Here is a 24,365-nt window from a genome sequence, read left to right as displayed (position 1 = left end):
TCTGCCTCTGCCACCTCAGTTCGGGTGGTGAGAACACAATAGGAGCCGGCCGGCCTACGCACATCCGGAGACCTACGCAATCGGTCCTAGCGATGTCGAAGCTGTGGTCTACGTAGGACTACGCAGCGATTGCGGGATGATCTCGCTAGACCAGCCCGTGCTCGACGGCGAAGCGGGTGGCTGCTGCCCGCGAGCTGACGCCGAGCTTGTTGTAGACGCTTCGCAAGTGCGAGCCAACGGTGCGCTGGCTGAGGTAGAGTCGCTCCGCGACCTGCGCATCGGTCAACCCCTCTGCTACCAGCCGCAGCACCTCGACCTCGCGGACGCTCAAGCCGGCCGGGTAGCGCGGGCTGGACGCGGCGGCAAGGTGCGCCTCCAGCGCTAAGATACGCTCCAGCGTCGGCTTCGCCCGGAGCGGCTCACAGATGGCACGGGCCTCGGCCAGCAGCGGGAGCGCCACGGCAGGCCGGCCTTCCGCGCTGGCCAGCTCGGCCAGCGCCACGAGGGTGAGTGCCCGCTCGAACGGCGCCTCGCAGGCGTCGGCCAGCGCCAACGCCTCGACGAGGTGCTGGCGCGCGCCGTCGAAGTCGCCGCCCTCAGTCGCCAGCTCACCGAGGAGACGGTGGGTAGCCAGCAGCGCCAGCGGCTGGCGCGGCGCGCTGGCGAGGGTGAGCGCCTGGTTGGCGCGCTCCTCGGCAGCATGGCGGTCGCCCGCGACACGGTGATAGCGTGCCCAGAGCCGGTGGCCTGTAGTCGTAAACGGGATGTGGCCGCTCCAGTCGATCCAGCGGTCGTGGCATTCGAGCCAGGCGCGTGCGGTGTCGAGGTCGGCATCGTCGAGCGCCATCTCGATCGCTGGATGCATGCAATAGACGGACGATTCGTAACTCTGGCGGCCTGGCTGCGCGGCAGCCCCATCGGGGAACACGGTCGACAGTCGCGCCCGTGCCTCGTCCGGGTATCCCTGGTTATGCGACAGGCTCATCCATAACGCTGCGGTCAGGTAGGATGCCCATTGGCCGGCGACGGCGGCCTGCTCTAACGCTCGGCGCGCGTCATCCCATCGCCCTTCAAGCAGATGCAGCGAGACGATCCCGAACTCATCCGGCATCTCGGGACCGAACGTCTGCGCTGCTTTCGCCAGCCGGGCAGCGGAAACTGCGTCGTGCGCGATTGTGCGTCGCGACGCGATTCGATCTGCCGAGTAGACCAGGATCACATCACGCAGCATGAGATGGGTGATGATCATTGCCCAATCTGAGGCGTGGCTACGACGGTACGACAGGAGGAGGCGTTCGTAGACCTGCAACACTTCGTCCGGCCGACCGAACGCCTGGTATGACGCCCCGAGCGCTGAGTCGATATCCAGCCTGGCGGAGGCTGACAGGATGGGAGACTCCGCGTATACGCGCTCAATGGCGGCAAGTGCTTCGCGATACTGACCGGATTGTCCCTGAAATACGATGATCTCGCATGTCATATCGACGCTGTCAACGCCGATCGGCGTGCCGACGATACCGTAGAGAAAGCCGTAGAGCCGCGCTCGCTCACCGGATGGCAGGCGTTGAATACGGTCCCGCGCGCTCCCGAGAGCCTCTGCCGTCGAACCGTCAAAATGCGTCTCGATGAACGCTCGATACCATTCAACGAGCCCAAGCAGCGTCGCGTCGTTGGCGCGCACCGCGATGTCCCTCGCCTCGTCGAGCATGCGCCGACGTTCGTCAAACCGAGCGAACATCTCGCCCAGACCTGCCAGGCCAGCCAGGAGCCAGCCACGCAGGCCGCTGGCGCCGCCTTGTTGCTCGTCCAACCCTAGCGCCGTCTCAAGCCGGTCGGTGGCAGTCGTCGTTGCGTAGACCATCCGGGCGCGCCGGGCCGCCTCCAGCAGCCACGAGACGGCTCGGACGTCGCCGGCCTGCTGGAAGTGGTGCGCGACGATGTCGGGGACCGGGGCCGGCAGTGCGGCCAGTGTCTCGGCGACTTTGCGGTGCCAGACACGGCGTCGCAGGGAGATGACGCTCTCGTAGAGTGCCTCGCGGATCAGCGCGTGCTGGAAGCGGATGGCCGTGCCGCTGGCGGCCTCTTTTAGGATGTGGCTCGCCTGCCCTCGCTCAATCGCCTTGACGAGCGCGTCATCGCTCGCCCCGGTCACTTGCTGCCAGAGGTCGAGCGGCACCTCCTGGCCAATGATCGCCGCAACTCGCAGGAGGGAGAGTGTCTCGTCCCCCAACCGGTCGAGGCGCGTCTCGATGACCTGCAGGAGCAGCGTAGGGAGGCGGACGCGGTCGGTGTCGCCGAGCGACCAGGTGTCGCCTGACAGCCGCAGTACCCCCCCTTCCGCGAGACTGCGAAGCAGCTCCAGGGCGAACAGCGGGTTGCCCTCGGCGTGATCCTGAATGTAGCGCTCGAGCCGGGCAGCGTCGTCCCCGCCGATGGCATAGCGGCTGGCGATCAGGGCGCGGCTCCCGTCGGAGTCGAGTCGCTGGACGTCCAGGCGCTCGACGCCGGACTCGCGGACGAGGACAGGCAGCAGCGTATAGAGCGGGTGACGACGGTGCAGCTCGTCGGAGCGGTAGGTGGCGGCGACGAGGATTCGTCGATCGGCGAGCTGGCGGGCCAGGAATCGCAGGAAGTCGCGCGAGCCCTGGTCGGCCCAGTGCAGGTCCTCCAGAATCAGCAGCAGCGGCTGAACCCGTGCCACGTCGTCGAAGAACGCAGCCGCCGCGAAGAATAGCGCCTCGCTGCTGCCAGCGGCAGTTGCCGATCGTGCGTCCTCGACGAACGCGGGAGGTTCTGGCAGCCGTTCGACTCCGGCCGGGTAGCGCCGCAGCAGCTCGACCCAGGGGCCGTAGGCCGGGGTGACTGACAGGTCGTAAGCGTGGCCCCAGAGGACGAGGCAGCCGCGCGCAGCAGCAGCGCCGGCCAGGTCATCGATGAGGGTGGTCTTGCCGATCCCCGCCTCGCCGCTCACCAGCACGAGGCACCCCACGCCATCGAGCGCGCTGCGCAGTTGGGCGCGAAGAATCCCGCGCTCGCGCTCGCGACCGACAATCCCGTTGCCGGCGCGGTCCACGCTGCCGACGGCGTCGATGGTGCTGTGCTCATCGGCAGACTGGGGCATGATTCGCCTTTCAGATCGAGTCTGCCCACCCATCGTATAGCGATCTATTATCATTGACAAGATGCGTCGAAGATGCGCCTCGGCGTTGACGCAACATGGTCATCTCCAGCTACCCTGGATCGCAGCCTGACAGAACGGGACTCTTGCAAGCGTCCTCAACGATGCATAGTCTCCACCCCTATTGAGAAGGAGGCACGATGGCCACACGGGACGAGCTGGAGGAGGACCTACCGGCATTGAAGGCGCCGGGCGGTCTGCGCGAGGTGGCGCTGCTGATGTTCCGACTGGGCTGGACGGCGTTCGGCGGGCCGGCCGCGCACACCGCGATGCTGCGCGACGAGGTGGTCGTCCGGCGCAAGTGGATGACCGACCGGCACTTCCTCGACCTGATGGGCGCCGCGAACCTGATCCCCGGGCCGAACTCGACCGAGCTAGTGATCCACGCCAGCTACCAGCGTGCTGGCTGGCGCGGGCTGGTCGTCGGCGGGTCGCTCTTCATCCTGCCGGCCGCCTTCCTCGTCCTCGTCTTCGCCTGGCTCTACGTCGAGTACGGCACGACGACCACCGGCGAGTGGCTGCTCTACGGCATCAAGCCGGTCGTCATCGCCGTCGTCGCGCAGGCACTCTGGGGGCTGGGGCGCGTGGCGCTGAAGGGACCATTCCTGGCGGCGATCGCCGCCGGGGTGCTGGCGCTCTACCTCCTGGGCGGCAACGAGATCGCCCTGCTCTTCGGCGGGGCGGCGGTCGTCATGCTGGTCCGCAACTGGCGGCGGATGCGGTCGGCGCGGGTCGGGACGACGCTCTCGATCGCCCCGCCGGCCTGGGCGCTGCCGCTCGTCGCGGCGGTCGCGGCCGGGGCAACGATCGAGTACAGCGCATCCCGCCTGTTCCTGACCTTTCTGAAGATCGGCTCGGTGCTCTATGGCTCGGGCTACGTCCTGCTCGCCTTCCTGCGCAACGACTTCGTCGAGCGGCTCGGGTGGCTGACCGAGAAGCAGCTACTGGACGCCGTCGCGGTCGGTCAGTTCACGCCAGGGCCGGTCTTCACGACGGCGACGTTCGTCGGCTACGTCGTCGGCGGTTTCCCGGGCGCGGCGCTGGCGACGCTGGGCATCTTCATCCCGGCCTTCGCCTTCGTTGCCCTCTCGATCCCGGTCCTGCCGCACATCCGCAAGTCGCCGTGGACGGCGGCAGCGCTGGACGGGGTCAATGTCGCGGCGCTCGGGCTGATGGCGGCGGTGCTAATCGAGCTGGCCTCGGCGGCGATCGTGGACGCGATGACGGTCGCCCTCGCGGCCGTCGCGGCGGTGCTGTTGATCCGCTTCCGGGTCAACTCGGCCTGGCTGGTGCTGGCCGGCGGGCTGATCGGCATCGCCTGGCGCGGGCTGACCTGATCTCCCAGCCAGCTCCGCGACGAAGAGTGACCTGCTATAGGCGCTATCGCTGGCTGCTCTTCATCACCGAGAGAGCGCCGATGTCGCAAAACACCATCGACCGCGTCGCGACCCACTGGTCTACGAGGATGAGGCGCTCGGGGGCGGCGAGTGCCGCCCCGCGCGACGTCACTTCGCGACTGTCACCGGGATCTCGACCACATTGATCTGCGAGCCGTCTTTCGGCGAATCAGCGTAGACGACGACCGTTGCCGGGCCAGGCGGCAGGTCGAACGACAGCGTGACGTCATACGTGCCGCGCGTGCCGGTGCCAGATGTCGCGGTGACCATCTGCTCGACGGCGACGCTGCCGTCGGCGGCACGGATCTGGGCGAAGAACACCGCTTCGAACACGTTGGCCGTGCCAGCAATCCGGACCGGACTGCTGATGTGGTCGCCAATGGCGACGGTGTCGACGAAGATGGCCGGAGTCCATTCCTCGTAGTCGGCGCGTCCGACCGGGCGATCCAGCATGACGCCTTCGCCGCTGAATACATCGACCGGCTTGCCATCGAGTGAGAACGTGACCTTTTCAATCGTCGGGAACTGGGTCAGCGTGAAGACCACTTGCGCAAGTCGCGCCGCCACCGAGGCGCTCCCGCCGCCCGATTCGAACTCACCGGACAGATCAACGGTCGCGACCTTGTTGTCGATCGTAACGCCGAGGAAGCGCGTGCCAGAGGGGATCGACGTGCTCATGCCGGCCGTCTGCTCGTCGGCCGTCGGGCCGGCCAGCAGCGCCTGCATCGCCGCCGCGGCCACCTGCAGCGTGTGCGGCGCCGTGCGGTGCGCCAGCGCGATCTTCTCGTCGCGGATGTAATAGACCGACAGGGTCAGCGTGTCGACCGAACCGGACGTCGTCGCGGTCGGGGCGGCGGTGGTCGCCGTCGCTTCGGCCGGCGCGCTGGTCGCGGTCGGCTCGGCTGGGGGTTCCGTGGCCGTCGCCTCGGCCGGCGCCGTTGGCGTCGTCGCGGCCGCTGCCGTGCTCGTCGCGGCAGGCTGGCTCGTGGAAGTCGCATTACTGCTGCCCGATCCGCAGGCAGCAAGAAGGCTGCCGAGAATGACCAGCATGCCGATCAGCAGAGCAACGCTCCCGGGAGCGCGACGTCGGCGACGTTTGTCCATGGTCTCACTCTCCATCCAGCCGGCAGGAACATCATCGTCCTGACTCCATAACGTTAACGGTTGCCGAACGTCACGACCAGTCGCTTGGCGCAATCGCGTCTGCCGCGATAGACACGAAGCCGGCCCCGCGAGACGAGCTCAACGGGGCCGGTGCTGCCGCGACCGGCGACTGGGTCGTTACGCCTTGCCGCGGATGGCGCCCCACGCGAAGAGAACAACGACCGCGCCGAGGATCGCGACCAGGAGCGTGCCGAGACTGAACGACGATGCATACTTCGCGCCGCTGATCAATCCCCAGATGAACCCGCCAACCAACGCGCCGACAATGCCGACGACGATGTTCTCCAGCCAGTTCATGCTCGCATCGCGTCCCGCGATCTTGCTGGCGATCCAGCCGGCCAGCGCGCCAATGATGATCCAGCCGATGATACTCATGAAAGCCCTCCCAACGCCGCGCCCTGAATGGCTGTGCGGCAACACATCCGAATCATGCAGCCGTTATGCCATCAACTGCCTGTGCCGCCCCTGCCGCCGGGCGCTGGTCGGCCTCGGTCGTCGCGTCCATCCGTGCGCGATTTGGCCACCAGTTCCACTTCCCCAATAGCTCGACCAATGCTGGCACCAGCAGCGAGCGGGTCACGAACGTGTCGAGAAGGACGCCGACCGCGACGGCGAAGCCAAGCTGGAAGAGGTCACGCATCGGGAGCGTCATCAGAGCAGCGAAGGTGCCGGCCAGGATGATTCCGGCCGAGGTGATCACCCCGCCAGTCCGCTCGAGCGCGTGCTCGGTCGCCAGCGAGAGGGGCATTCGCTCGGATTCTTCGCGAATGCGCGACATCAGATAGATGCTGTAATCGACCCCCAGACCATTCAGAAAGACGAACAGGTAGAACGGAACCGTTGCGCCAACACTCTCATGACCGAACACGTAGCGGAAGACGAGGGTCGACAGGCCGAGCGCGGCGAAGTAGGTCAGCAGGATCGTCGCGCCCAGATAGAGCGGGGCGACGATCGAACGCAGCAACAGGCCGAGAACAAGCATGATCGCCAACAGGATCGCTGGCAGCACCAGCAGCTCGTCGCGCGTCGTCGCAGTCCGGGCGTCGGCGTTCTGTGCCGTGTCGGCGCCGACCAGGACCGTCGTCCCTGCCGGCCCGCTCGCGGTGGCGGCGCTTGTTGCCGTCGCGCGGATCGACGGAATCAGATCCATCGCGGGTGTGCCATACGGGTTTTCGTCGAGGACGACCTCGATCCGCGCGACCGAGGCGTCGGTCGACACGAATTGCAGCGCCTGGGTGTAGAGGCCGATCGACTGCGCCTCGGGGGACGATTGGTCGACCCCGGCCGGCGGACCGCCCTGCCCCGATGCTCGCCCCCGCTGGATCTGCTCGCGCAATGGGGCCGGCACACTCTGGTACGCCTTCAGGACATCATCCTGGCCAGGACCCTTGCCGATCCCGACGGGAGCCATCGGCCCGCTGACCTGGACGACATGATCCAGGCCGGACAGGGCGACACCAACAGCCTGCAGCGTGGCCATGTTTGCTGGGTCGAAGGCCGACTGACCAGCCGGGAATCGAACGTAGACGTCGGTCGGCGCGAGATCACCGGCCGGGAAGCCGGCGCGCAGCAGCTGGAACCCCTGAACCGACTCGACAGAGGGAGGCAGGCTCTCGAGCGTGTCATAGCTGGGGACAAATCGCATAACACCGCTGGCCATGACCAACAGCACCAGCACTGTCGAGGCGAGAACGACGGCAGGACGCCGGAGGACGAGATGGCCGACGCGGGACCAGATGCGGCTCGTCTGCTCCCCGGCTGCCCCCGGCGTGTACTCTGGACGAAATGGCCAGAAGCCGGTGCGGCCAACGATGGTGAGGACAGCGGGGATAAACGTGATCGCCGCCAGCATCATCGTGGCGATCGCAACCGCAACGACCGGGCCAAGCGAGCGGAAGCTGCCGAAGGCGGCGAAGAGCAACAACAACGACGCCAGCATGAGCGTCGCGCCGGCCGAAAGGATCGCCTCGCTGACGCCACGCATCGCCGCGCGCATCGCCTGATGCTTGTCCTCGTGACGGCGCAGCTCTTCCCGGTAGCGGGATGCGATGAACAGATAGTAGTCCGTCCCGGCCCCGAAGAGGATCACGGTCATGATCCCACTCGCCTGAGCATCGACGGGGAAGCTCAGCGCGCGCAGGAGGAGCGCCGCCAGCCCGCCGGCGAGCTGGAGCACGAGCGCGACGATCAGCAGCGGCACGACGGCGATAATCGGAGAGCGGTAGATCAGGATCAACAGAACCAGAACCAGGCTCGCCGTGACGAGAATCAGAAACACATCGACGTTGCTGAAGACGGCGACGAGATCAGCCAGCAGGCCGGCCGGCCCGCTGACCTTCACCTGCACATCGCCGGTCACACCCGCCGTTGCCTCACGGATCGCCGTGATCCGCTGCTCGAACGCCGGATCGGTCGGCGATCCGCTGATCGGCACGATCAACATCATCGTCGCGCCATCCGCCGAGACGAGCTGGCCACGAGCCTGTGGCATGTTGAAAATCGAGACGACACCCGCAACGTTGCTGCCAGGCTCTTTCGCCATCGCCGCGACGGCGTTGTAGACCGTCTGCGCCGACTGCATGTCGGCATCGGAGAGGCCGGCCTGGTTGTGGAACACAATGATCGCTGGCGTGTTCGCGCTCGGATAGAGCTCTCGAACGAGCTTCGCGGCCTGCGTCGATTCAGCGCTGGACGGCAGAAACTGGAGCTGGTCGTTTGTCGAGATGCTCGATAGCGTTGGGGCAAGTGGGATGATCAACGCGGAGAGGAGAATCCAGGCCACCAGGAAGATCCACTTTCCCCGTCGGGAGCTGGCGGCATCGGTTATCGCATGGAGCACGGGTGCGCCCTTCTGTACGTGAATCGTACGTCGCCTCTTCGCCTGCTGCCCCCTTCGTGAGGATCAGGTCTCTCCTATTTTCACGACATTGCGTCGACTTGTCAAGACGTTTCGTCCATATGCTATACTTCCTGTATGCCACGGATCAGTGAAGCAACCATCGCCAAGCATCGACATCGCACCGAGACGGCGCTTCTGGACGCCTGGGGCGGGCTCCTCGACGAGCGCGGTTACAGCGACATTACGCTGACCCTCGTCGCTGAACGGGCCGGCGTTGTCCGCAACACCGTCTACGGCTATTTCCCCGACAAGGAGCACCTGCTCCTCGCCTACCTCACCCGCGAGGTCGGGCGTTTCATGGACGGGGCGACTGCAGCGGTCGATGAGGCGGTCGGCGCGCGGGCGCGGCTACGTGTGCTGGTCGATCACCAGGCGCGATATTTCGCCACGAATGCCGGAGCGGGCCAGGATCTGGCTGGCATCGCCAGCCCCGACCGTTACCCGGATTTCGCAGCCTGCTTCGCACCGGTCCGCGACCTGCTGGTGCGGATCATTCGCGAGGGTATTCACGAGGGAGTCTTCCGCGCCCTCGATCCAATCAGCGCTGCCCGGATGACGCTGGCGCTGCTCGGCGCCTATCGCGTCCCACTTGCGCGCGCGACTATCAGCCCCGAAGAAGCGACCGATAGTGTCCTCGACTTCCTGCTGCACGGCATCGACGCAAACACAGCTGGCTAGGACCGGGAAGTCCCGGCGATCGGAGTCCGCATGTCCAGCGATCGGCCGGCCCCGTCGGCCAGTTGGCAGGAGAGTGATTCAGCGACATTCATCGACGTTGGCAGGGTGATGATCCCCCGGCGCGACGAGATCGAGCGAACGATCGTTGCGCTTGTCCCCGGCAAGCCGGACGCCGAGCTCACCGTCGTCGATATCGCCGCTGGCGTTGGCTGGCTGAGCAAGGCAATCCTCGCCCGATACCCACGCGCCCACGCACTCCTTCTCGACGGCAGCGACACGATGCTCGCCGAGGCGGAGCGCAATCTTGCGGAGTACGCCGGCCGCTACGAGCTCCGGCAGTTCCGGCTGGAGGATGAGGGCTGGATCGACGCGCTTCCTGCGCCAGTCCGTTGCGTCGTCAGTAGCCTGGCCATTCACCACCGGGACGCCGCTGGCAAGCGCGCGCTCTACCGGCGACTCCTGCCGGCGCTCAAACCGGGCGGCGGGGTGTTGATTGCTGATCTCTTCCAGCCGGCCAGCCCGGCGGCGCTGCGACTGGCCGCGCGGGAGTGGGACGACGAAGTGCGCAGCCGGTCGCTGGAGCTGACCGGCACGCTCGACGCCTGGGAGCTGTTCGACGGCGACGACTGGAACATCTTCGATCATCCGGACCCGATCGATACCCCCTCACCCATCGCGGACCAGCTCGACTGGTTTCGCGAGGCCGGCTACGTCGCCGCCGATGTCTTCTGGGCCTACGCCGGCCACGCCGTCTACGGCGCGTTCCGGCCTGAATAGGTCCGGCCGATCATACTATCGACGAATTCGATTGTTAGTGGCTTTCCGATCGATATCTCTGCTTGATCTCCCGAACGACGTGAGCGCCACACGTCGTTCGACTCCGACAACAGGTCTCATCGTTATGTCATGTACTTGCGCTCTGCGCTGCTCGCCTTCCAGCCATTGTTGACGGCGGTAAACAGTGGGGATAGATTGGCGACGACTGGCTCGCCGTCGTTTGGCGGTCTCCCCGATGCTGGTGACAGGTAGCGCCCGGGCCGGATGACCGCGCCTCATGGCGTCGTGTTTGGCTCACGAGCTCCGCAACGCCGGATGAATCCGGCGGCTGGACGGATACGCTCGGAGCAAGGGAAGACTGGTGGAGTGTGACGGCGTATCTTGATCCTGGCGAACGCTTTCCGCGGGGTGTAGAGGTTACCCCCGCGATGGAGACTATTCCCTGGACGCCTCTGACCAAGCCGTTGAGCGAGTGCCGAGTGGCGCTGGTGACGACCGGTGGGGTTCACCTCAAGCAACAGAAGCCGTTCGATATCGACAACGACGGCTACGACTGGAGCTACCGGGAGGTTCCGTCGGACGCTTCCGCCACGGACCTCATGGTCACCCACAACCACTACGATCACGCCCATGTCGACGGCGATTTCAACTTCATGCTGCCGACGGATCGGTTCCGTGAGCTGGCGCAGGCGGGCGTGATCGGCGAGCTCGGGCCACGCTGCTACTCCTTCTACGGCTATATCAAGGATCTGGAGGCGCTGGCGGAGACATCGGCGAAAGATGTCGCACGCCACCTCAAGGAAGACCGGGTCGACGCCGTCTTCATGACACCTGCCTGAATGGGCTGCAACCGGTCCGTGGGGCTGGTTCAGCGGGCAATCGAAGAGGCCGGCATCTCGACGGTATCCGTCACACTCTTCCGTGAGATCGCGGTCAAGCTCAAGCTGCCCAGGGTCGTGTCGCTGCGCTTTCCCTTCGGGTATCCGCTGGGACGGGACGAGGCGTTGCAACGGCAGATCATCAACGACGGGCTCAATGCGCTGGTTTCGATCTCCGAGCCGGGGACGATCATCGACCTGCCCTACGTCTGGGAGGGATAGTGAGGATCGTCCAGTCGCGACTACCTCTCGACACCAGACAGGAATCTGAGTCACGACGCCGCCAGGTCGAGATGACCGGCAGCACAACAGGTTGGACAACGCAATGACCGATATCGAACAACTCTCGGCAAAGACCGAAGCGTTTCGCGCCATGCATGCCGGCCCCGGGATGCTGGTGATGCCGAACGCATGGGACGCGGCGAGCGCGCAGCGGATTGTCGCGGCAGGCTTTCCCGCGATTGCGACAACGAGCGGGGGCGTTGCGATCGCCCTCGGCTACGCGGATCACGAAGCAGCCCCGGTCGACGAGATGCTCGCTGCGTCGGCGCGCATCGCCCGCGCTGTGTCCGCGCCAGTCACGGTCGATTTCGAGGCGGGCTACCAGCTGCCACCAGCCGAGATCGCGCGACGCCTGATCGAGGCCGGCGTAGCTGGGATGAATCTCGAAGAATCGGACCATCACGGCGACGCCGGTCTGATCCCAGCCGAAACGCAGGCGGAGCTACTGTCAGCGGTGAAGGCCGAGGCGCGCGCTCTTGGCGTCGACCTGGTGCTGAACGCGCGAATCGACGTGTTCATCCGGTCCGAGGGGACGCTAGAGACGCAGCTTGCCGACGGGCTGCGGCGAGCGCGAATCTATCGCGAAGCAGGGGCGGACTGCATCTATCCGATCGCCCTCAGCGATCCGGCAGCGATTCGCGCGATGGTCGACGCAGTGGGAGTGATCAACGTGACGGTTCGCCGTGGCGGGCCGCTATCGCTGGACACAGCCGCCGAGTGTGGCGCGCTGCGCGTCACGTACGCCACGAGCGTCTTCCGCGAGACGATGGCCGCCCTCGACGAAATCGCAGCCGACATTCACGGATCGATCCCCGGAACCAGCCGTTAGCTCGATCCAGCGTCATCACGCCGATGTTTCACGTGGAACATCGGCGTGATTACAGTTCCGGAGCCCCTTCGTCTTGCAGCCGGAACAGATGCCAGCGCGTCGAACCGTCAACCGACCGCGCGGTCGCGATTTCATGCAGACCCGCCTCGCGGTGGAGCAGCAGGTCTCGGGAGCGCTCCTGGTTGACCAGGAAGAAGACCTCCGAGAACCGCCAGTCGGCCCTCAGCCAGCCCATGAGACCAGCCAACAGCTCCTCGTCGAGCTTCTGAGCGACCGCGCTCGGCCGCATCCACCAGGTGACGACGGCGGCATGTTCGTCCGCTTGTGGCGCGGCGCTGGTCGGGGCGATCCGCGGATGCCACTGGCTGCTGTCATATGGCCGGATGTAGACACAACCCTCGCAGCGAGACTCGTCGGCGCTCAGCACCGTGTAGGCGAACGCCTCGCGGCGCTCCCATTCCGCCTCATGTCGCGTCAGGTCGGCGGCGTTTTCCGCGGCTGTGAAGTCGTCGGGGGGCCACGCCGATGCGCTCCAGTCTCTGAGCGCGCCGGGGTCTTCCATCAACGCGGCGTAGTCGCGCTCTGTGTGCTCGGGACCGAGCACCCGGAGGATCAGGTTCACCGTCGATGTTTCACGTGGAACAGGCCAGCCGTCTCGGTACCACACCATCTCGGGGCCTCCTTTCTGATGACCCCCGTTGCAATTTTCGAACCAGACAACGATGGCGGCCCGGTTGGGCCGCCATCGTCAGGTAAGGTCGGTGCGAGTGAAGCCGGCTACTCGTAGCGAAGCGCCTCGGCGATCGGCACCGACGCCGCCTTGCGCGCCGGAATCCAGGTCATGATCGTCGCAGCGACCAACGACGCCACCACGAAGAAGATCACCGTGCCCCACGGAACGACGAACCCGGCCATACTCTGGCCCGAAGTGAAATCCTCGGCATGCATCAGGTTGTACGACAGGATCAGGGCCAGCACCGTGCCGCTGACCACGCCTAACCCCGCGATCACCAGGGATTCCAGCAAGAACGACGCTGCCACCATGTTTCGCTGGTAGCCGATCGCCCGCAGCATCCCGATCTGCTGCCGCCGTTCGACCACCGAGCGGAACGAGATCACACCCAACGCAGCGATACCGACAAAGAGGCCGAGTCCCATGAAGCCTTGCAGCAGCTTGAAGATACCCGTCTGGACGGCGACAAAGCCCTCCAGCAGCTTCTGAATCGCATCGGCCTGGACGCCACTGGTCAGCAGCGTCGACTCTATCTCCTTCGCGATCGTGTCCGCCTGCGATCGCGCCGCTGGCGTCAACTGGACGAAGAGCATCGAGCTGTCGAACCCGCCGAACAGGCCGCTGAACACCTGATCCGACGTGTAGACGCCCGCCAGCATGCTCACCTTGCTGTCGATCACCCCGATGATCGTCCATGTATCGGTCTTGTCACTCCGGCTGCTTCCGATTTCGACCTGGAACGCCGGGAACGAGCCGTCGACAACCTTGACACCATCGGGCGCATGGAACCCCTCCGGGTCGCCAAACCCCTGCGTGGAAAGCGCGTTCGCGTCGATGATTGCAACCTTCTCGCCGGCCTTGATCGCCTTCCAGACATCTGCGTCGCTGGCATAGCCGGCGGCCCACGCCTCGAGCGGGATGTCGGCCGCGGCCATGTATGCGTCATCCATGCCACTGATCGGCCAGTGCTTCCAGGTGTCCGTCCCAACGTTACGGATCTCGGTGTTCGCGTAGGCGATGCCGTTGACCCGGCCAACAGCCTGGATATCGTCGAGGTTCACCTTGCTGCCGGCCAGTTGGGCCTTCAGGTCTGCGATCGGATTCGCAGGACTGGTCGTCACCGAAATGTCCCAGCCCGCGCCCGCCTTGTCCGTCGAGAATAGCTGGACGAAGTTCGCGTTGATCGTCGTCAGCGTCACCAGGGAGAAGATCACCATCGAGAACATCGCGATCGTCAGCCCGGTTCGCCCCTTCGCCGAAATAGGGTAGGCGATCGCAGTCTTCACGGCCGGGATCCATCGTGAGAAGACCCGGCCGAACAGTCCGACAACCCCGACGGCCATCTCGGCATTCCACATAATGATCAGGGTGGCGAAAGTGACCATCGACAAGCCCGAGACGAAGAACATCTCCATGCCGCCAGTGCCGAGGTTCGGCAGGATCTTCTCCGACCAGCCCTGCGGCAGCAGCCAGAAGATCAGCATCGCCGCCGAGAAGAAGGTGTACACCGCGCGTTTCGGAAGATAGCGGCTCAGGAACAGTGAAAGACCCAGAGCGACAAAGGTCAGGCCACTCGAGAACTGGAAGATACTCTTCGCGCTCATCCCGCTCAGCATCAGCAGCGCGCCGACAACCGCTGCGGCCGGCCCCCAGCCAACGCGGACCGCCAGCATCCGCAGCAGCCAGATCGCAGCCTTCACGGGCGATAGCAGCACGTTCCAGATCACCTCAAGCGGAAACCAGAGGATGCTGATCAGAGAGATGCCGATCGACGGGCCGACACGCGGCAGCTTCGACCACCAGTTCCAGGCCGGCCGCTTGTCGCGACTGGCGTGCGCCTCCTCTGGCAGGTCACGAATGGCGGCAACAATGTTGAGGCGGCTGGAACGCACCGAGGCAAAGAGGATCGTCACGAACGTCACCGACACGCCGAGCGAATAGGCAACCACGAGTGAGCGCCATGTCGCATACGGCGCGATCGAGATGAAATCGCCCAGCAGCCGACCCATGATTCCGGCGATCGCGAAGGCAACTCCAACCCCGGCCGCCGCGCCGAGGAGCGCCGCGCCGAGATCGTAGGCGGTGCCCTCGGCAATGAACCCCTGAATCAGGTGACGACGCTTCATCCCGACCGCCCTGGCCATGCCCATCTCCGAGCGACGCTCGGCAGCCAGCATCATGAAGATCAGGAAGATCAGCAGCACGCCCGCCGCAACTGAGAACAGGCCGAGAACAATGAACAGGCTCATGAACACGTTGCCGAACGTCTCCGCGCCCTTGATCGCGTCCTGCTTGATTGGATTGACGCCCAGGTCGCTGCCGCCCGGGATACCGGCCAGCGCTTCCTTGACTGCCGGGACAACCGCATCGGTCAGCGCGATTCCGCCCTCAACGCCACCCCGATTCGAGATCGCGATGTACCGGGCCTTGCCTTCGAGGTTCGTGATCCGTTGCACTTCTGCCAACGGCATCGCAAAGCCGTGGATGCCGGACGACTGCTGGCCGCCGCCAGCGAAACCGGTCATGATCGAGCCGCTGGCGATCGCCGCAACCCGCACCGGCTGCGCCTGGTTGTTATAGAAGAAGACCAACAGATCGCCGTCGGTCGCATTGATCTCCTGCGCCAGGTCATTGGACAGGACAACCGGGAATACCTGCAACGAGGCCGGGTCGATCTTCAGCCCGCCAGGAATCCGGCTGGCGTACTGCTGGAGCAGCGCCACGTCCGCGGCTGGCAGCGGCTCGGAACCAGCAGTCACGGCGGCAAAGTCGATCGCCTTGCCCGAGGTCGTCTTCATCCCGCCGAAGCTTGGGACCCTGGCCGGGTCGAGCCCGGTCATGACAACGGCCGGCTGCGACAGGCGCTTGTCGACATTGAGGATCGGCACCGTTTCGGTCAGAACCGGCATGATGCCGTCGATGTCAGGGTTTGCCTTCAGCTTCGCGTCGAGCTGGTCGGCGATTGAGGCATCGATCGGCACATTGTTCACCGAGATCGTGCCTTCGCCGCCAGTGCCACCGACATAGGCGACGGTAATGTCGACCTCGCCGAGCCCCTTGTAGGCGGAGCTGGTGATCGAATGATCGATCGAGTCACCGGTCGTCAGCGACGCAGCAATAATCAACGTCGCCAGCATCAACCCGACCATGATCAGGATCGTCTGCGCCTTGCGCCGTGGGATGTTGCGGAGCGCCATGCGAAAGATGACCGGATTTCTGAGCGCGATGACGACTGTCGTCAGCAGGCAGAGCGCCATGATCGCGACGACAACGAGCATGATTGTCGTCATCGACAGACCGAAGATACTATCCACAGGTATTCCCTTCAGGCATGGTGTATTGCTGAGTCATTGTATAGAGCCGTCAATGACTCCTAGCGATCGCCTGACAACCCATCGTTGACAATGCGTCCATCGCTCATGCGGATGATGCGCTGCGTCATGTCGCCGATGCGGGGATCGTGGGTGACGATCACGAACGTCTGCTGCTGGGTCTTGTTCAGCTCGATCATCAGATTCATGACATCGTCCGCGGTTTCGCTATCGAGGTCACCGGTCGGCTCGTCGGCCCAGACGATGGCCGGCTCGTTGACGAGCGCGCGGGCGACTGTCACACGCTGGCGCTGCCCGCCGGAGAGTTCGGCCGGCCGATGGCTGGCCCAGTCGCGCAGGCCGACGCGATCCAGGATCTTCAGCGCCCGCTCGCGAGATTCTTTCGGCTTGACGCCGGATACCAGTAGCGGCAGCTCGACATTCTCGACTGCCGAAAGGACCGGCAGCAGATTGTAGAACTGGAACACGAAACCCATGTTGCGCGCCCGGAAGTCGGTGCGGGCATCGTCGGGTAGATGCGCCAGGTCTTTTCCGGCGATGAGAATCTCGCCCTCGTCGATCGTATCCAGCCCCGAGAGGCAGTTGAGCAACGTCGTCTTCCCGCACCCCGACGGCCCCATGATCGCGACCATCTCGCCGCGATTGACTGTCAGATCCACGCCACGCAGCGCCGGAACGGTTACCTTGCCAGTGTTGTAGGTTTTGACAACGCCAGACGCGCTGATGATCGGGGTATCCGCTGCCGCCGGGGAGGCGTTGATGGTCGGTGTGCCAGCGGTTGTGGTCGACATGGTGGCTTGATCCCTTCAGAATACACAACGCGCGATCAGCATCGACCGCGCGAAATATCGCGTGAGCCGGGCGGCCGGCGCGTCCCAGCGACACGCGCGCGCCAACCAGCCCCGGATGGCCATCGCTAATCGTACCGATTTCTTCGCGCGCATTCACTGAACCGTTGATATTGCGCAACCGGACGGATTGACCATGTGCGACTGTCCGAAAGTACAGGTTGGGGTCAGGCGGCTGGGTGTGTGATCGTCGCGCGGGTCATCGTAGGTGACATAATCTGACCTCTTGTTGCCATCGCATCGGAATAACGACGCGAGCGGCGATGTTTGACTGTAACACCGTCCGCTGCTACCCTCAGCGGGTTGTCCGTATGCCGATTTCCCCGGGGGCGCTCCACGATCGTACGTTGGGGCGCGGAGACACATGCAACGATGATCAGGCGCAGTCCAGCGGCGGCCGGCGCGGCCGGCGGCACTCTTCCTATAGTGGAGCTACCGGTCGATCAGAAGCAGATCCGGCGTGACGTCCTGCGCATCGCGTGGCCGGCGATTCTCGAGAATCTGCTTCAGAGCGTCCTGGGCATGATCACCATCCTGATGGTGAGCCGGCTCGGCTCGGCCGACGTCGCCGCCGTCGGCGCATCGCAGCAATTGCAGATGCTGTTCATTTCGGCATTCTTTGCGCTCTCGATGGGCACCACGGTCATCGTCGCCCACGCCCATGGCGCTGGCGAGCATGGTCGGATCAATGTTGCCGCCAAGCAGTCGACGACGGCCGGCCTGATCCTGGCCGTCATCGTTGCCTTTATTGTCTTTGCCTTCGCCCACCCGATGCTGGCAATGCTCGGCGCCGAGACCAACGTCATCGAGGCTGGCGCCCGGTTCCAGCGCATCTCGTCGGCCGGCTACGTATTCATGGCGCTGATGTTCATCCTCGGCGGCGCCTTGCGCGGGGTTGGCGACACGCGGACACCGATGCTGGTGACAGCCGGGATCAACGTCATCAACGTCGTCGTCGCATTGCCGCTCATCTTCGGCGCCGGGCCGATCCCCGGCATCGGGCTGGACGGCGCGGCGATGGCCCAGAACATCTCGCGCGTGATCGGCGCGGCGGTCATGGCCTGGCTGCTCCTGCGCGGGCGACAGGGCATCTCGATCGCCGGGCGCGACGGCTGGGTGCCAGATGTCTACTATCTGAAACGGCTGGCTGACATCAGTCTCCCATCGATGGGGGAATCGCTGCTGCGTTCTGGCGGGCAGATTCTCTTCATCTTCATCGTTTTCATGCTCGGCACGGCGGTCGCCGCCAGTCACCAGATCGCCCAGAACGCCGTCTTCCTGTCGATGTTTCCTGGCTTCGGCTTCTCGATGGCGGCCACGGCGATGGTCGGGCAATCGCTCGGCGCGCGCAATCCAGCCCGCGCGCGGGCTGCGGCAATGACCGCCACCCGCGCCTGCGTCGTCTGGATGTCGGCAATGGGCGTCTTCTTCTTCGTCTTCGCCGAGCCGATCATGAGGCTGTCCGCGACCGGCGACGAGCGCCAGACGATCATCGACGCCGGGGTCTCGGCGCTGCGGGTGATCGCGTTCGCCCAACCGATTCAGGCCGTCGGCTTTGTGCTGGCCGGGGCGCTCCGTGGGGCAGGGGACACTCGATTCCCGATGTATTCCACCGGCATCTCGATGTGGATATTTCGCATCCCACTGGCCTATCTGTTTGCGATCACGCTCGGGTTGGGGCTGGGCGGCGTCTATCTGGCGATGGCGTCCGACAACCTGATCCTGATGATGATGAATATCTGGCGCTGGCGGCAGGGACGCTGGATGACCAGCCGGTTCGCGTCCAACGATCCGCCAAAGGCATCGGCCCCCAAACCGGGACACGATCTGGCCGACGCGGCCGCTACCAGCCGGTCGGTCGAGCCGCCTGCCGCACCGAAGGAAATGTCGGTTGTCGATGGTGAGTAACACCCGGGCGTCAGTGCCGGCACGGTTGGCGATGCTGGTGTGTGGGCTCTTTATTTTCGCTGTGTCGATGGCGCTCTCGCTGCAATGCAACCTCGGCGCCAACTCGTGGACCGTGTTGCACGACGGCATCGCAAAGCAGACGCCGCTCTCGATCGGCATCGTGACACAGCTCGTCGGGCTGGTCATGCTGATCGTCTCCTGGATCGGCGGGATCAAGCCCGGATTCGGGACGCTGGCCAACATGCTGCTGATCGGGTCATTCCTCGACCTGATCCTCTGGAGCGGGGTGATCCCGAAAGCAGAGGGTTACCCGGCGCGGGTCGCGATGCTGCTGGCTGCCGTCGTTGTGCTCGGGCTTGGCTCGGCGCTCTATATCAAGGCCGGCTTCGGCGCCGGCCCGCGGGATTCATTCATGCTGGTGGTTCACCGACGAACCGGGCTGCGTCTCGGCGTCGCCCGTTGGCTGATCGAGGTATCCGCCGTCGTCATCGGCATCCTGCTCGGGGGCGACTTCGGCCCCGGCACGATCATCTTTGCGTTGCTGGTCGGGCTCTCGATCGACTGGTTCTTCAACCTCCTGGGTGTGCGGATCGCCAGTCCGGCCCGACCGACTACCGCCGCGCCGGCCGATGCCTGATTGCCGGCTGGACAGTTCCGCGGGAAAGTTGCCATACTAGCGAGCGTATGGGCGAGCGTGCGCGAAGCCCGGAACAGGGGTGGGGGACATGTCAGCGAGCGAGAACGCGAATCCGCAAACAGATTCCAGGATAGCGGCTGCGCCCGCTGCAGATAGCGCGATCGCCCTGGCCGGGCGACTTCAGACACTGCGATCGCGGATCTTGCCACTGCTGGAGGCGGTCAAGGCTGAATACACCGGGCGAGCCGCCGTTGGCTATCCGGTGGTCATCGACAACATCGCGCGCTCCGGGGTCTTCGGCATCACCCTGTCGCCCGGCTTTGGCCTCTACTTCATGACCGATGGCACGAACCTGATCGCTGAGACGCAGTGGATGCAGTTGCGCATCGACGCCCTGTCGATGGCCAACAACCAGCGATACGGTGGCCGGCCGGAAGTAGTCCGCGAGGATATCGACGAGACCTTCGGGCCCTCCGACGCGCGCCGCCTCGTCTCGCGGCTCCAGAACCGCTGGAATCGCCAACAGACCCGCATCTATCGCGTCGACTCCTGACCGGACGACACCCAAACGGCATCGGGAAGTGATGCATCGGTGAATAGCAGCAGGCTTCGCGTTGGCATCCTCGGCGCTGGCGCATGGGCGCGCTTCGCCCATATCCCCGGCTGGCAACGCGACCCGCGCGCTGAGGTCGTCGCCATCGCCGACATCGACCGCGACACCGCCCACGACGTCGCGCGGGAGTTCGGCATCCGCGATGTGACGACCGACTGGCAGGCGCTCATCACGCGCGACGACCTGGACGTGATCGACATCGTCACACCATCGCACACGCACTTCGAGCTGGCTCGCGCCGCGATCGAGGCCGGCCATAACGTCCTCTGCGAGAAGCCGGTGGCGCACGACGATCGCGACACGCTCGCCCTCGCCGCGGCAGCCCGCGACCGCGGGCTGAAGACCAAGCTCGGATTCACGTTTCGCTACAGCCCGGGCGTTCAGTACGCGCGGTGGCTGATCGATGACGGCTTCATCGGAGAGCCGTTCATCTTCAACGGGTACGAGCAGAATTCCCAGTGGCTCGACCCGCAAACCCCGCTGCGTCAGGAGCTCCCGACTGCCGACCAGTCTGCGCTGCAGATCTCGTCACTGGAGAGCTACGGCGCGCCGATCATCGACATCTCGCGCTGGTGGGTTGGCGCGGAGTACGCCAGGGTCGTCGGAACAATGCGCAACTTCATCCCCGAGCGGATGGTTCGCGCAACCGGGCAGATGATGCGGATGAACATCGACGACGGTGACATCTTCCTCGCTGAATACACCAATGGCGTGCTTGGCTCGATCCAGACCAGCTATGTCACGATCGGTAACTACCCCGGCATCGAGGCGCGCATCTACGGCAGCCGCGGCGCGATCATCTGCCGGCTGGTCGAAGAATTCGGCGTGGCGGAGACGATCCGTGTCGCAACGCCGGACGAGGTCGAGTTCCGCGAGCTGGAGATCCCCGATCGGTTCTACCCGGCCGGCGGCAGCCCGAACGAATCCTGGCGCTCGCTCTTCTTCGCGAACCTGATCAAGGACTTCATCGACGAGATCATCGAGGGCGGAGAACGCAACCAGGGCAGCTTCTTCGATGGCGCCCGCGTTCAGGAAGCAATCAACGCCGTCGCGCTCTCGCACCACGAGCGCCGCTGGGTCGACCTGCCGTTGGCCCATCGACAGTGACCGCCGCGTCCCCGGCGTTTGACGCCTGGCTGGACGATTTCTTCGAGAGCTACTATCGCCACCGGCCAGTCAATGCGACATTCATCGGCATCCATGAGTACGACAGCCGCCTGCCGGATCATTCCGACCGGGGACGGGCGGATCTGAGGAACGACCTGGCACGCCTTCGCAGCCGGCTGCGCTCACTGCCGGCCGAGCCACTCGACGCGCCGCAGAAGCTGGACCGCGAGCTGGCGGCCGGATTCCTCGACATCGAGGAGTGGGAACAGCGCTCGCGCCACTTCGAAGCCGGCAACCCCGGTTGTGCGATCGGCGAGTCGGCCTTCGGCGTCATCAGCCTGTTCTTGCGCCCGTTTGCGCCGCTGGAGGAGCGCCTGGATTCGGCAGCCACCCGGCTCGAGGGGATGCCGGCCCTGCTTGGCGCTGCCGAGGAGACAATCCGCGCCGCGCCGCTGGCCTGGACGGAACGGGCGATCCGCGAGTGCGACGGCACGCTCGCGCTGCTGACTGATGGAATCGACCGGCTTCTCCACGATGAGGGAGTCACCGGAGGAGGGGAGCGGCGACTCCGCCGGGCCGTCGATGGCGGCGCGCGAGCCGTCTCGGACTACCGCCAGTACCTGCAGGCCGATCTACGCCGCCGGCCAACCGAGGATTATGCCGCCGGGCCAGAGGCGCTGGATCTGCTCCTGCGACGCGGCCACTTCCTCGATGATGGCGTGGAGGAGATGGAACGCATCGCCGCCGAACGGCTCGATGCCATCCTGGCCGAGCTAACGGCCGGCGCAGCGAAGCTGGGCTTCGCCAACTGGAGCGCCGCGCTCGCTGCTCTGGCTGACGACCACCCGACCGCCGATCGCTACCAGTCACGCTTCGGCGAGGTCTGGCGGGAAGCGCGCGCACTGGCTGTGACCGATGGCCTGCTGACCTGGCCAGACTATCCGCTTCGCTATATTCCGCGCCCAAACTGGGCGCAGGACGCGGCGATGGATCTCTACTTCCTCTTCTACCGCGCGCCGGCAGCGTTCGATCCTGTCGCAGTCGTCGACTATCTGATCGAGCCGCTAGACTCCGCAGCGACGCGCCAGCAGATGGAGACTCTTCGAAGAACGAACGAGAGTGTCATCGCGCTGAACCACGTCATCCACCACGGCGGCATCGGCCACCACGTCCAGAACTGGCACGCGTATCGGGCGGCATCGCGAATCGGGCAGGTTGCGGCGGTCGACTGCGCCGCGCGAATCGCGATGTTCAGCGGCGGGACGATGGCCGAAGGATGGGCGTGCTACGCCACCGACCTGATGGGAGAGATCGGGTTCCTCACTCCGGCGCAGGAGCTTTCCCTGCTCCACGGACGAGCGCGGATGGCGGCGCGGGCGCTGGTGGACCTGCGAATGCACGGTGGCCGGCTGTCGATCGCCGGCGCGGCAGCGTTCTACGAAGCAACGGTGCGAATGCCTGCCGCGGCAGCATGGGCCGAGGCAGTCAGGAATAGCATGTTTCCGGGCACGGCCCTGATCTACCTCTTCGGCAGCGATCAGATTCATGCCCTCCGCGCCGAAATCGCCAGATTGGAGCGAGAACGCTTCTCACTCCGCCGCTTCCACGACCGGTTCCTGTCGTTCGGATCCGTTCCGGTCGCGCTGATCGCGGAGACACTGCGGCGGGAAGTCGCCGGAGACGATGATGCCCCGCCGGCCTGAGCTAGCGGGGCATCGGAGATTCGGCCAAGATTCGGGAAAAGCTACTCTTCGACGATCCAGCGGTCGGTGTCGCGGCCCCATGAGATGACTTCATCGTTGGTGAAGAACAGAGAAACCTCGTGGGCGGCAGTCTCCACACCGTCCGAGCGATGGATCAGGTTGCGACCGATCGTGATCGCGTAGTCAGCCCGAATTGTGCCGGGCGCGGCGTTGACCGGATTGGTCGCGCCGACGAGGTTGCTGACCGCGTCAATCGCCGACGGCCCCTCGACGACACCAACGACGACCGGGCCAGAGGTGATGTACTCAACCAGGCCGGCATAGAACGGCTTGCCCTTGTGGACGCCGTAGTGCTGCTCGGCCAGCTCCGGCGAGATCTGCATCAGCTTGAGCGCCACGAACTTCAGGCCCCGCCGTTCCAATCGACCCAGCAGATCGCCGATGAGCCCGCGCTGCACCGCGTCTGGCTTGAGAATGATCAACGTCCGTTCGACTGCCACCCGTCTGCCCCCGTATCCATTGCTTCGACTCCGCCAGGCGGGCGGCACAGACTGGCCCCCGCGACCAGCGGAGAAGCGTATCACACCCATTTTCCCGCCCCGCGCGTCGTTCCATTCTGGCGGACGCCCGATCCGATCCGGGTCAACTGGACGTAACGCGCGAGTGCGCCGCGACGGCGGCCCCGGCAAGCGCGCCGTCCGGGTCGGACGCAAGCAACCGTCGTCTGAGATCGTCCGTCAGCACGCTGGCCCCGCGACCGCGCTCGATCTCGGCGAGGATCAGCAGCGCCAGCGCCACCTCCGGGTGCGTCGCCAGGACAGACACGCAGATTGCCTCCGCATCATCGTCGTGGCCCAATCCCCAGAGAGATTCAGCCAGCCCAAGGTGGAGATCGAGCCGATCCGGCAATGCGGTCAGCGCCGCGGTGTACTCGCTGGCGGCGCGTTCGCGCCGTCCGGCCCGCAGATGAATCACGGCCAGCGCCGGGCGAGACAGCTCCAGCGCGCCGCCAATCCCAAACCGCAGGCCGGCCAACCGCTCGAGAGCGCTACGAAGATCTGCCCGCTCAGGGGCCTGCTCCCAGGCAACCTGGCAATAGGCGAGTGCATCGTCGAGCCGGCCGCGCTCCTCAGCCAGCAGCCCGTAGCCAAGCCACGCCTCGGGGAGGCGCGGGTCTCGGGCCAGCGCCGCTGCATAGGCGCGGCCGGCGGCGCGGGCATCCCCGCGCCCTCGCTCGGCGTCGCCGAGGAGCCGCCAGGCAGCGGCATACCCGGGGAACCGCGTCAGTAGGCCGGCACAGACGGCGGCCGCGCGATCGAGATCTCCAGCCGCCAGGGCCACCCGTGCCCGTCCCACCTCGTCGGGCAGCAACAAGTCCGGGTCAATCATCGAGCAAGCCAGC

20 protein-coding genes are annotated in these 24,365 nt (G+C 65.4%); 11 read left to right on the top strand and 9 right to left on the bottom strand.

Annotation, left to right across the window (positions count from 1 at the left end; all coding sequences use genetic code 11):
• Positions 1–145: 145 nt before the first annotated feature.
• On the bottom strand, positions 146–3,121 hold the full coding sequence (locus V9F06_02005) for an AAA family ATPase (GenBank protein ID MEI2616398.1): 2,976 nt from the start codon (positions 3,119–3,121) through the stop codon (positions 146–148).
• Between the two features lie 197 nt (positions 3,122–3,318).
• Here V9F06_02005 and chrA point away from each other — a divergent pair, with 197 nt between their 5' ends.
• Positions 3,319–4,515: a chromate efflux transporter gene (chrA, locus tag V9F06_02000; protein MEI2616397.1), complete on the top strand. Its 1,197-nt coding sequence runs from the start codon at positions 3,319–3,321 to the stop codon at positions 4,513–4,515.
• A 168-nt stretch (positions 4,516–4,683) separates the two neighbouring features.
• Here chrA and V9F06_01995 read toward each other — a convergent pair whose 3' ends face one another.
• From V9F06_01995 to V9F06_01985, 3 genes are all read right to left on the bottom strand, one after another.
• A complete protein-coding gene (locus tag V9F06_01995; protein MEI2616396.1) occupies positions 4,684–5,679 on the bottom strand; it encodes a GerMN domain-containing protein in 996 nt (331 codons plus the stop codon).
• 177 nt (positions 5,680–5,856) lie between these two features.
• The gene (locus tag V9F06_01990; GenBank protein MEI2616395.1) at positions 5,857–6,114 is read right to left on the bottom strand and encodes a GlsB/YeaQ/YmgE family stress response membrane protein; all 258 of its coding nucleotides are present in this window, start codon (positions 6,112–6,114) and stop codon (positions 5,857–5,859) included.
• Between the two features lie 52 nt (positions 6,115–6,166).
• Positions 6,167–8,521: an MMPL family transporter gene (locus V9F06_01985; protein MEI2616394.1), complete on the bottom strand. Its 2,355-nt coding sequence runs from the start codon at positions 8,519–8,521 to the stop codon at positions 6,167–6,169.
• A 192-nt stretch (positions 8,522–8,713) separates the two neighbouring features.
• On the opposite strand from V9F06_01985, the gene V9F06_01980 reads away from it, so the two are divergent.
• The 5 genes from V9F06_01980 (at position 8,714) to V9F06_01960 (ending at position 12,082) form a co-directional block, all read left to right on the top strand.
• A complete protein-coding gene (locus V9F06_01980) occupies positions 8,714–9,316 on the top strand; it encodes a TetR/AcrR family transcriptional regulator (GenBank protein ID MEI2616393.1) in 603 nt (200 codons plus the stop codon).
• A 30-nt stretch (positions 9,317–9,346) separates the two neighbouring features.
• Complete coding sequence (locus V9F06_01975; GenBank protein MEI2616392.1) at positions 9,347–10,093, top strand: class I SAM-dependent methyltransferase; 747 nt, start codon at positions 9,347–9,349, stop codon at positions 10,091–10,093.
• A gap of 368 nt (positions 10,094–10,461) precedes the next feature.
• Entirely contained in the window at positions 10,462–10,932 is a 471-nt protein-coding gene (locus tag V9F06_01970; GenBank protein MEI2616391.1) for a glycine/sarcosine/betaine reductase selenoprotein B family protein, read from the top strand.
• A gap of 18 nt (positions 10,933–10,950) precedes the next feature.
• The gene (locus V9F06_01965) at positions 10,951–11,193 is read left to right on the top strand and encodes a hypothetical protein (protein MEI2616390.1); all 243 of its coding nucleotides are present in this window, start codon (positions 10,951–10,953) and stop codon (positions 11,191–11,193) included.
• A 103-nt stretch (positions 11,194–11,296) separates the two neighbouring features.
• Positions 11,297–12,082, top strand: a complete 786-nt coding sequence (locus V9F06_01960) for an isocitrate lyase/phosphoenolpyruvate mutase family protein (protein MEI2616389.1) — start codon at positions 11,297–11,299, stop codon at positions 12,080–12,082.
• A 49-nt stretch (positions 12,083–12,131) separates the two neighbouring features.
• Here the strand turns inward: V9F06_01960 and V9F06_01955 are convergent, their stop codons facing one another.
• The 3 genes from V9F06_01955 to V9F06_01945 form a co-directional block, all read right to left on the bottom strand.
• Positions 12,132–12,752: a hypothetical protein gene (locus V9F06_01955; GenBank protein ID MEI2616388.1), complete on the bottom strand. Its 621-nt coding sequence runs from the start codon at positions 12,750–12,752 to the stop codon at positions 12,132–12,134.
• Between the two features lie 107 nt (positions 12,753–12,859).
• On the bottom strand, positions 12,860–16,129 hold the full coding sequence (locus V9F06_01950) for an FtsX-like permease family protein (protein ID MEI2616387.1): 3,270 nt from the start codon (positions 16,127–16,129) through the stop codon (positions 12,860–12,862).
• A 59-nt stretch (positions 16,130–16,188) separates the two neighbouring features.
• The gene (locus tag V9F06_01945) at positions 16,189–16,938 is read right to left on the bottom strand and encodes an ABC transporter ATP-binding protein (protein MEI2616386.1); all 750 of its coding nucleotides are present in this window, start codon (positions 16,936–16,938) and stop codon (positions 16,189–16,191) included.
• 429 nt (positions 16,939–17,367) lie between these two features.
• Between V9F06_01945 and V9F06_01940 the strand changes: the two genes are divergently transcribed.
• The 5 genes from V9F06_01940 (at position 17,368) to V9F06_01920 (ending at position 22,963) form a co-directional block, all read left to right on the top strand.
• Positions 17,368–18,903 carry an MATE family efflux transporter gene (locus V9F06_01940; GenBank protein MEI2616385.1) on the top strand — a complete coding sequence of 512 codons (1,536 nt, stop codon included), beginning with the start codon at positions 17,368–17,370 and terminating at the stop codon, positions 18,901–18,903.
• Entirely contained in the window at positions 18,893–19,540 is a 648-nt protein-coding gene (locus V9F06_01935; GenBank protein MEI2616384.1) for a membrane protein, read from the top strand. The genes V9F06_01940 and V9F06_01935 overlap by 11 nt, the downstream gene beginning before the upstream one ends.
• Positions 19,541–19,628: 88 nt before the next feature.
• The gene (locus tag V9F06_01930; GenBank protein ID MEI2616383.1) at positions 19,629–20,093 is read left to right on the top strand and encodes a hypothetical protein; all 465 of its coding nucleotides are present in this window, start codon (positions 19,629–19,631) and stop codon (positions 20,091–20,093) included.
• Between the two features lie 39 nt (positions 20,094–20,132).
• Entirely contained in the window at positions 20,133–21,260 is a 1,128-nt protein-coding gene (locus V9F06_01925) for a Gfo/Idh/MocA family oxidoreductase (protein MEI2616382.1), read from the top strand.
• A complete protein-coding gene (locus V9F06_01920) occupies positions 21,257–22,963 on the top strand; it encodes a DUF885 family protein (protein ID MEI2616381.1) in 1,707 nt (568 codons plus the stop codon). The genes V9F06_01925 and V9F06_01920 overlap by 4 nt, the downstream gene beginning before the upstream one ends.
• Before the next feature lie 41 nt (positions 22,964–23,004).
• On the opposite strand, the gene ndk is transcribed toward V9F06_01920, so the two are convergent.
• A complete protein-coding gene (gene ndk, locus V9F06_01915) occupies positions 23,005–23,463 on the bottom strand; it encodes a nucleoside-diphosphate kinase (protein MEI2616380.1) in 459 nt (152 codons plus the stop codon).
• A gap of 142 nt (positions 23,464–23,605) precedes the next feature.
• Positions 23,606–24,352: a tetratricopeptide repeat protein gene (locus V9F06_01910; GenBank protein ID MEI2616379.1), complete on the bottom strand. Its 747-nt coding sequence runs from the start codon at positions 24,350–24,352 to the stop codon at positions 23,606–23,608.
• Between the last annotated feature and the right edge of the window lie 13 nt (positions 24,353–24,365).

This window comes from Thermomicrobiales bacterium (genome assembly GCA_037045155.1).
GTDB lineage: Bacteria > Chloroflexota > Chloroflexia > Thermomicrobiales > CFX8 > JAMLIA01.
Note: the sequence above shows the minus strand (reverse complement) of the source record. Positions and strands in the feature narration are given on the sequence as shown.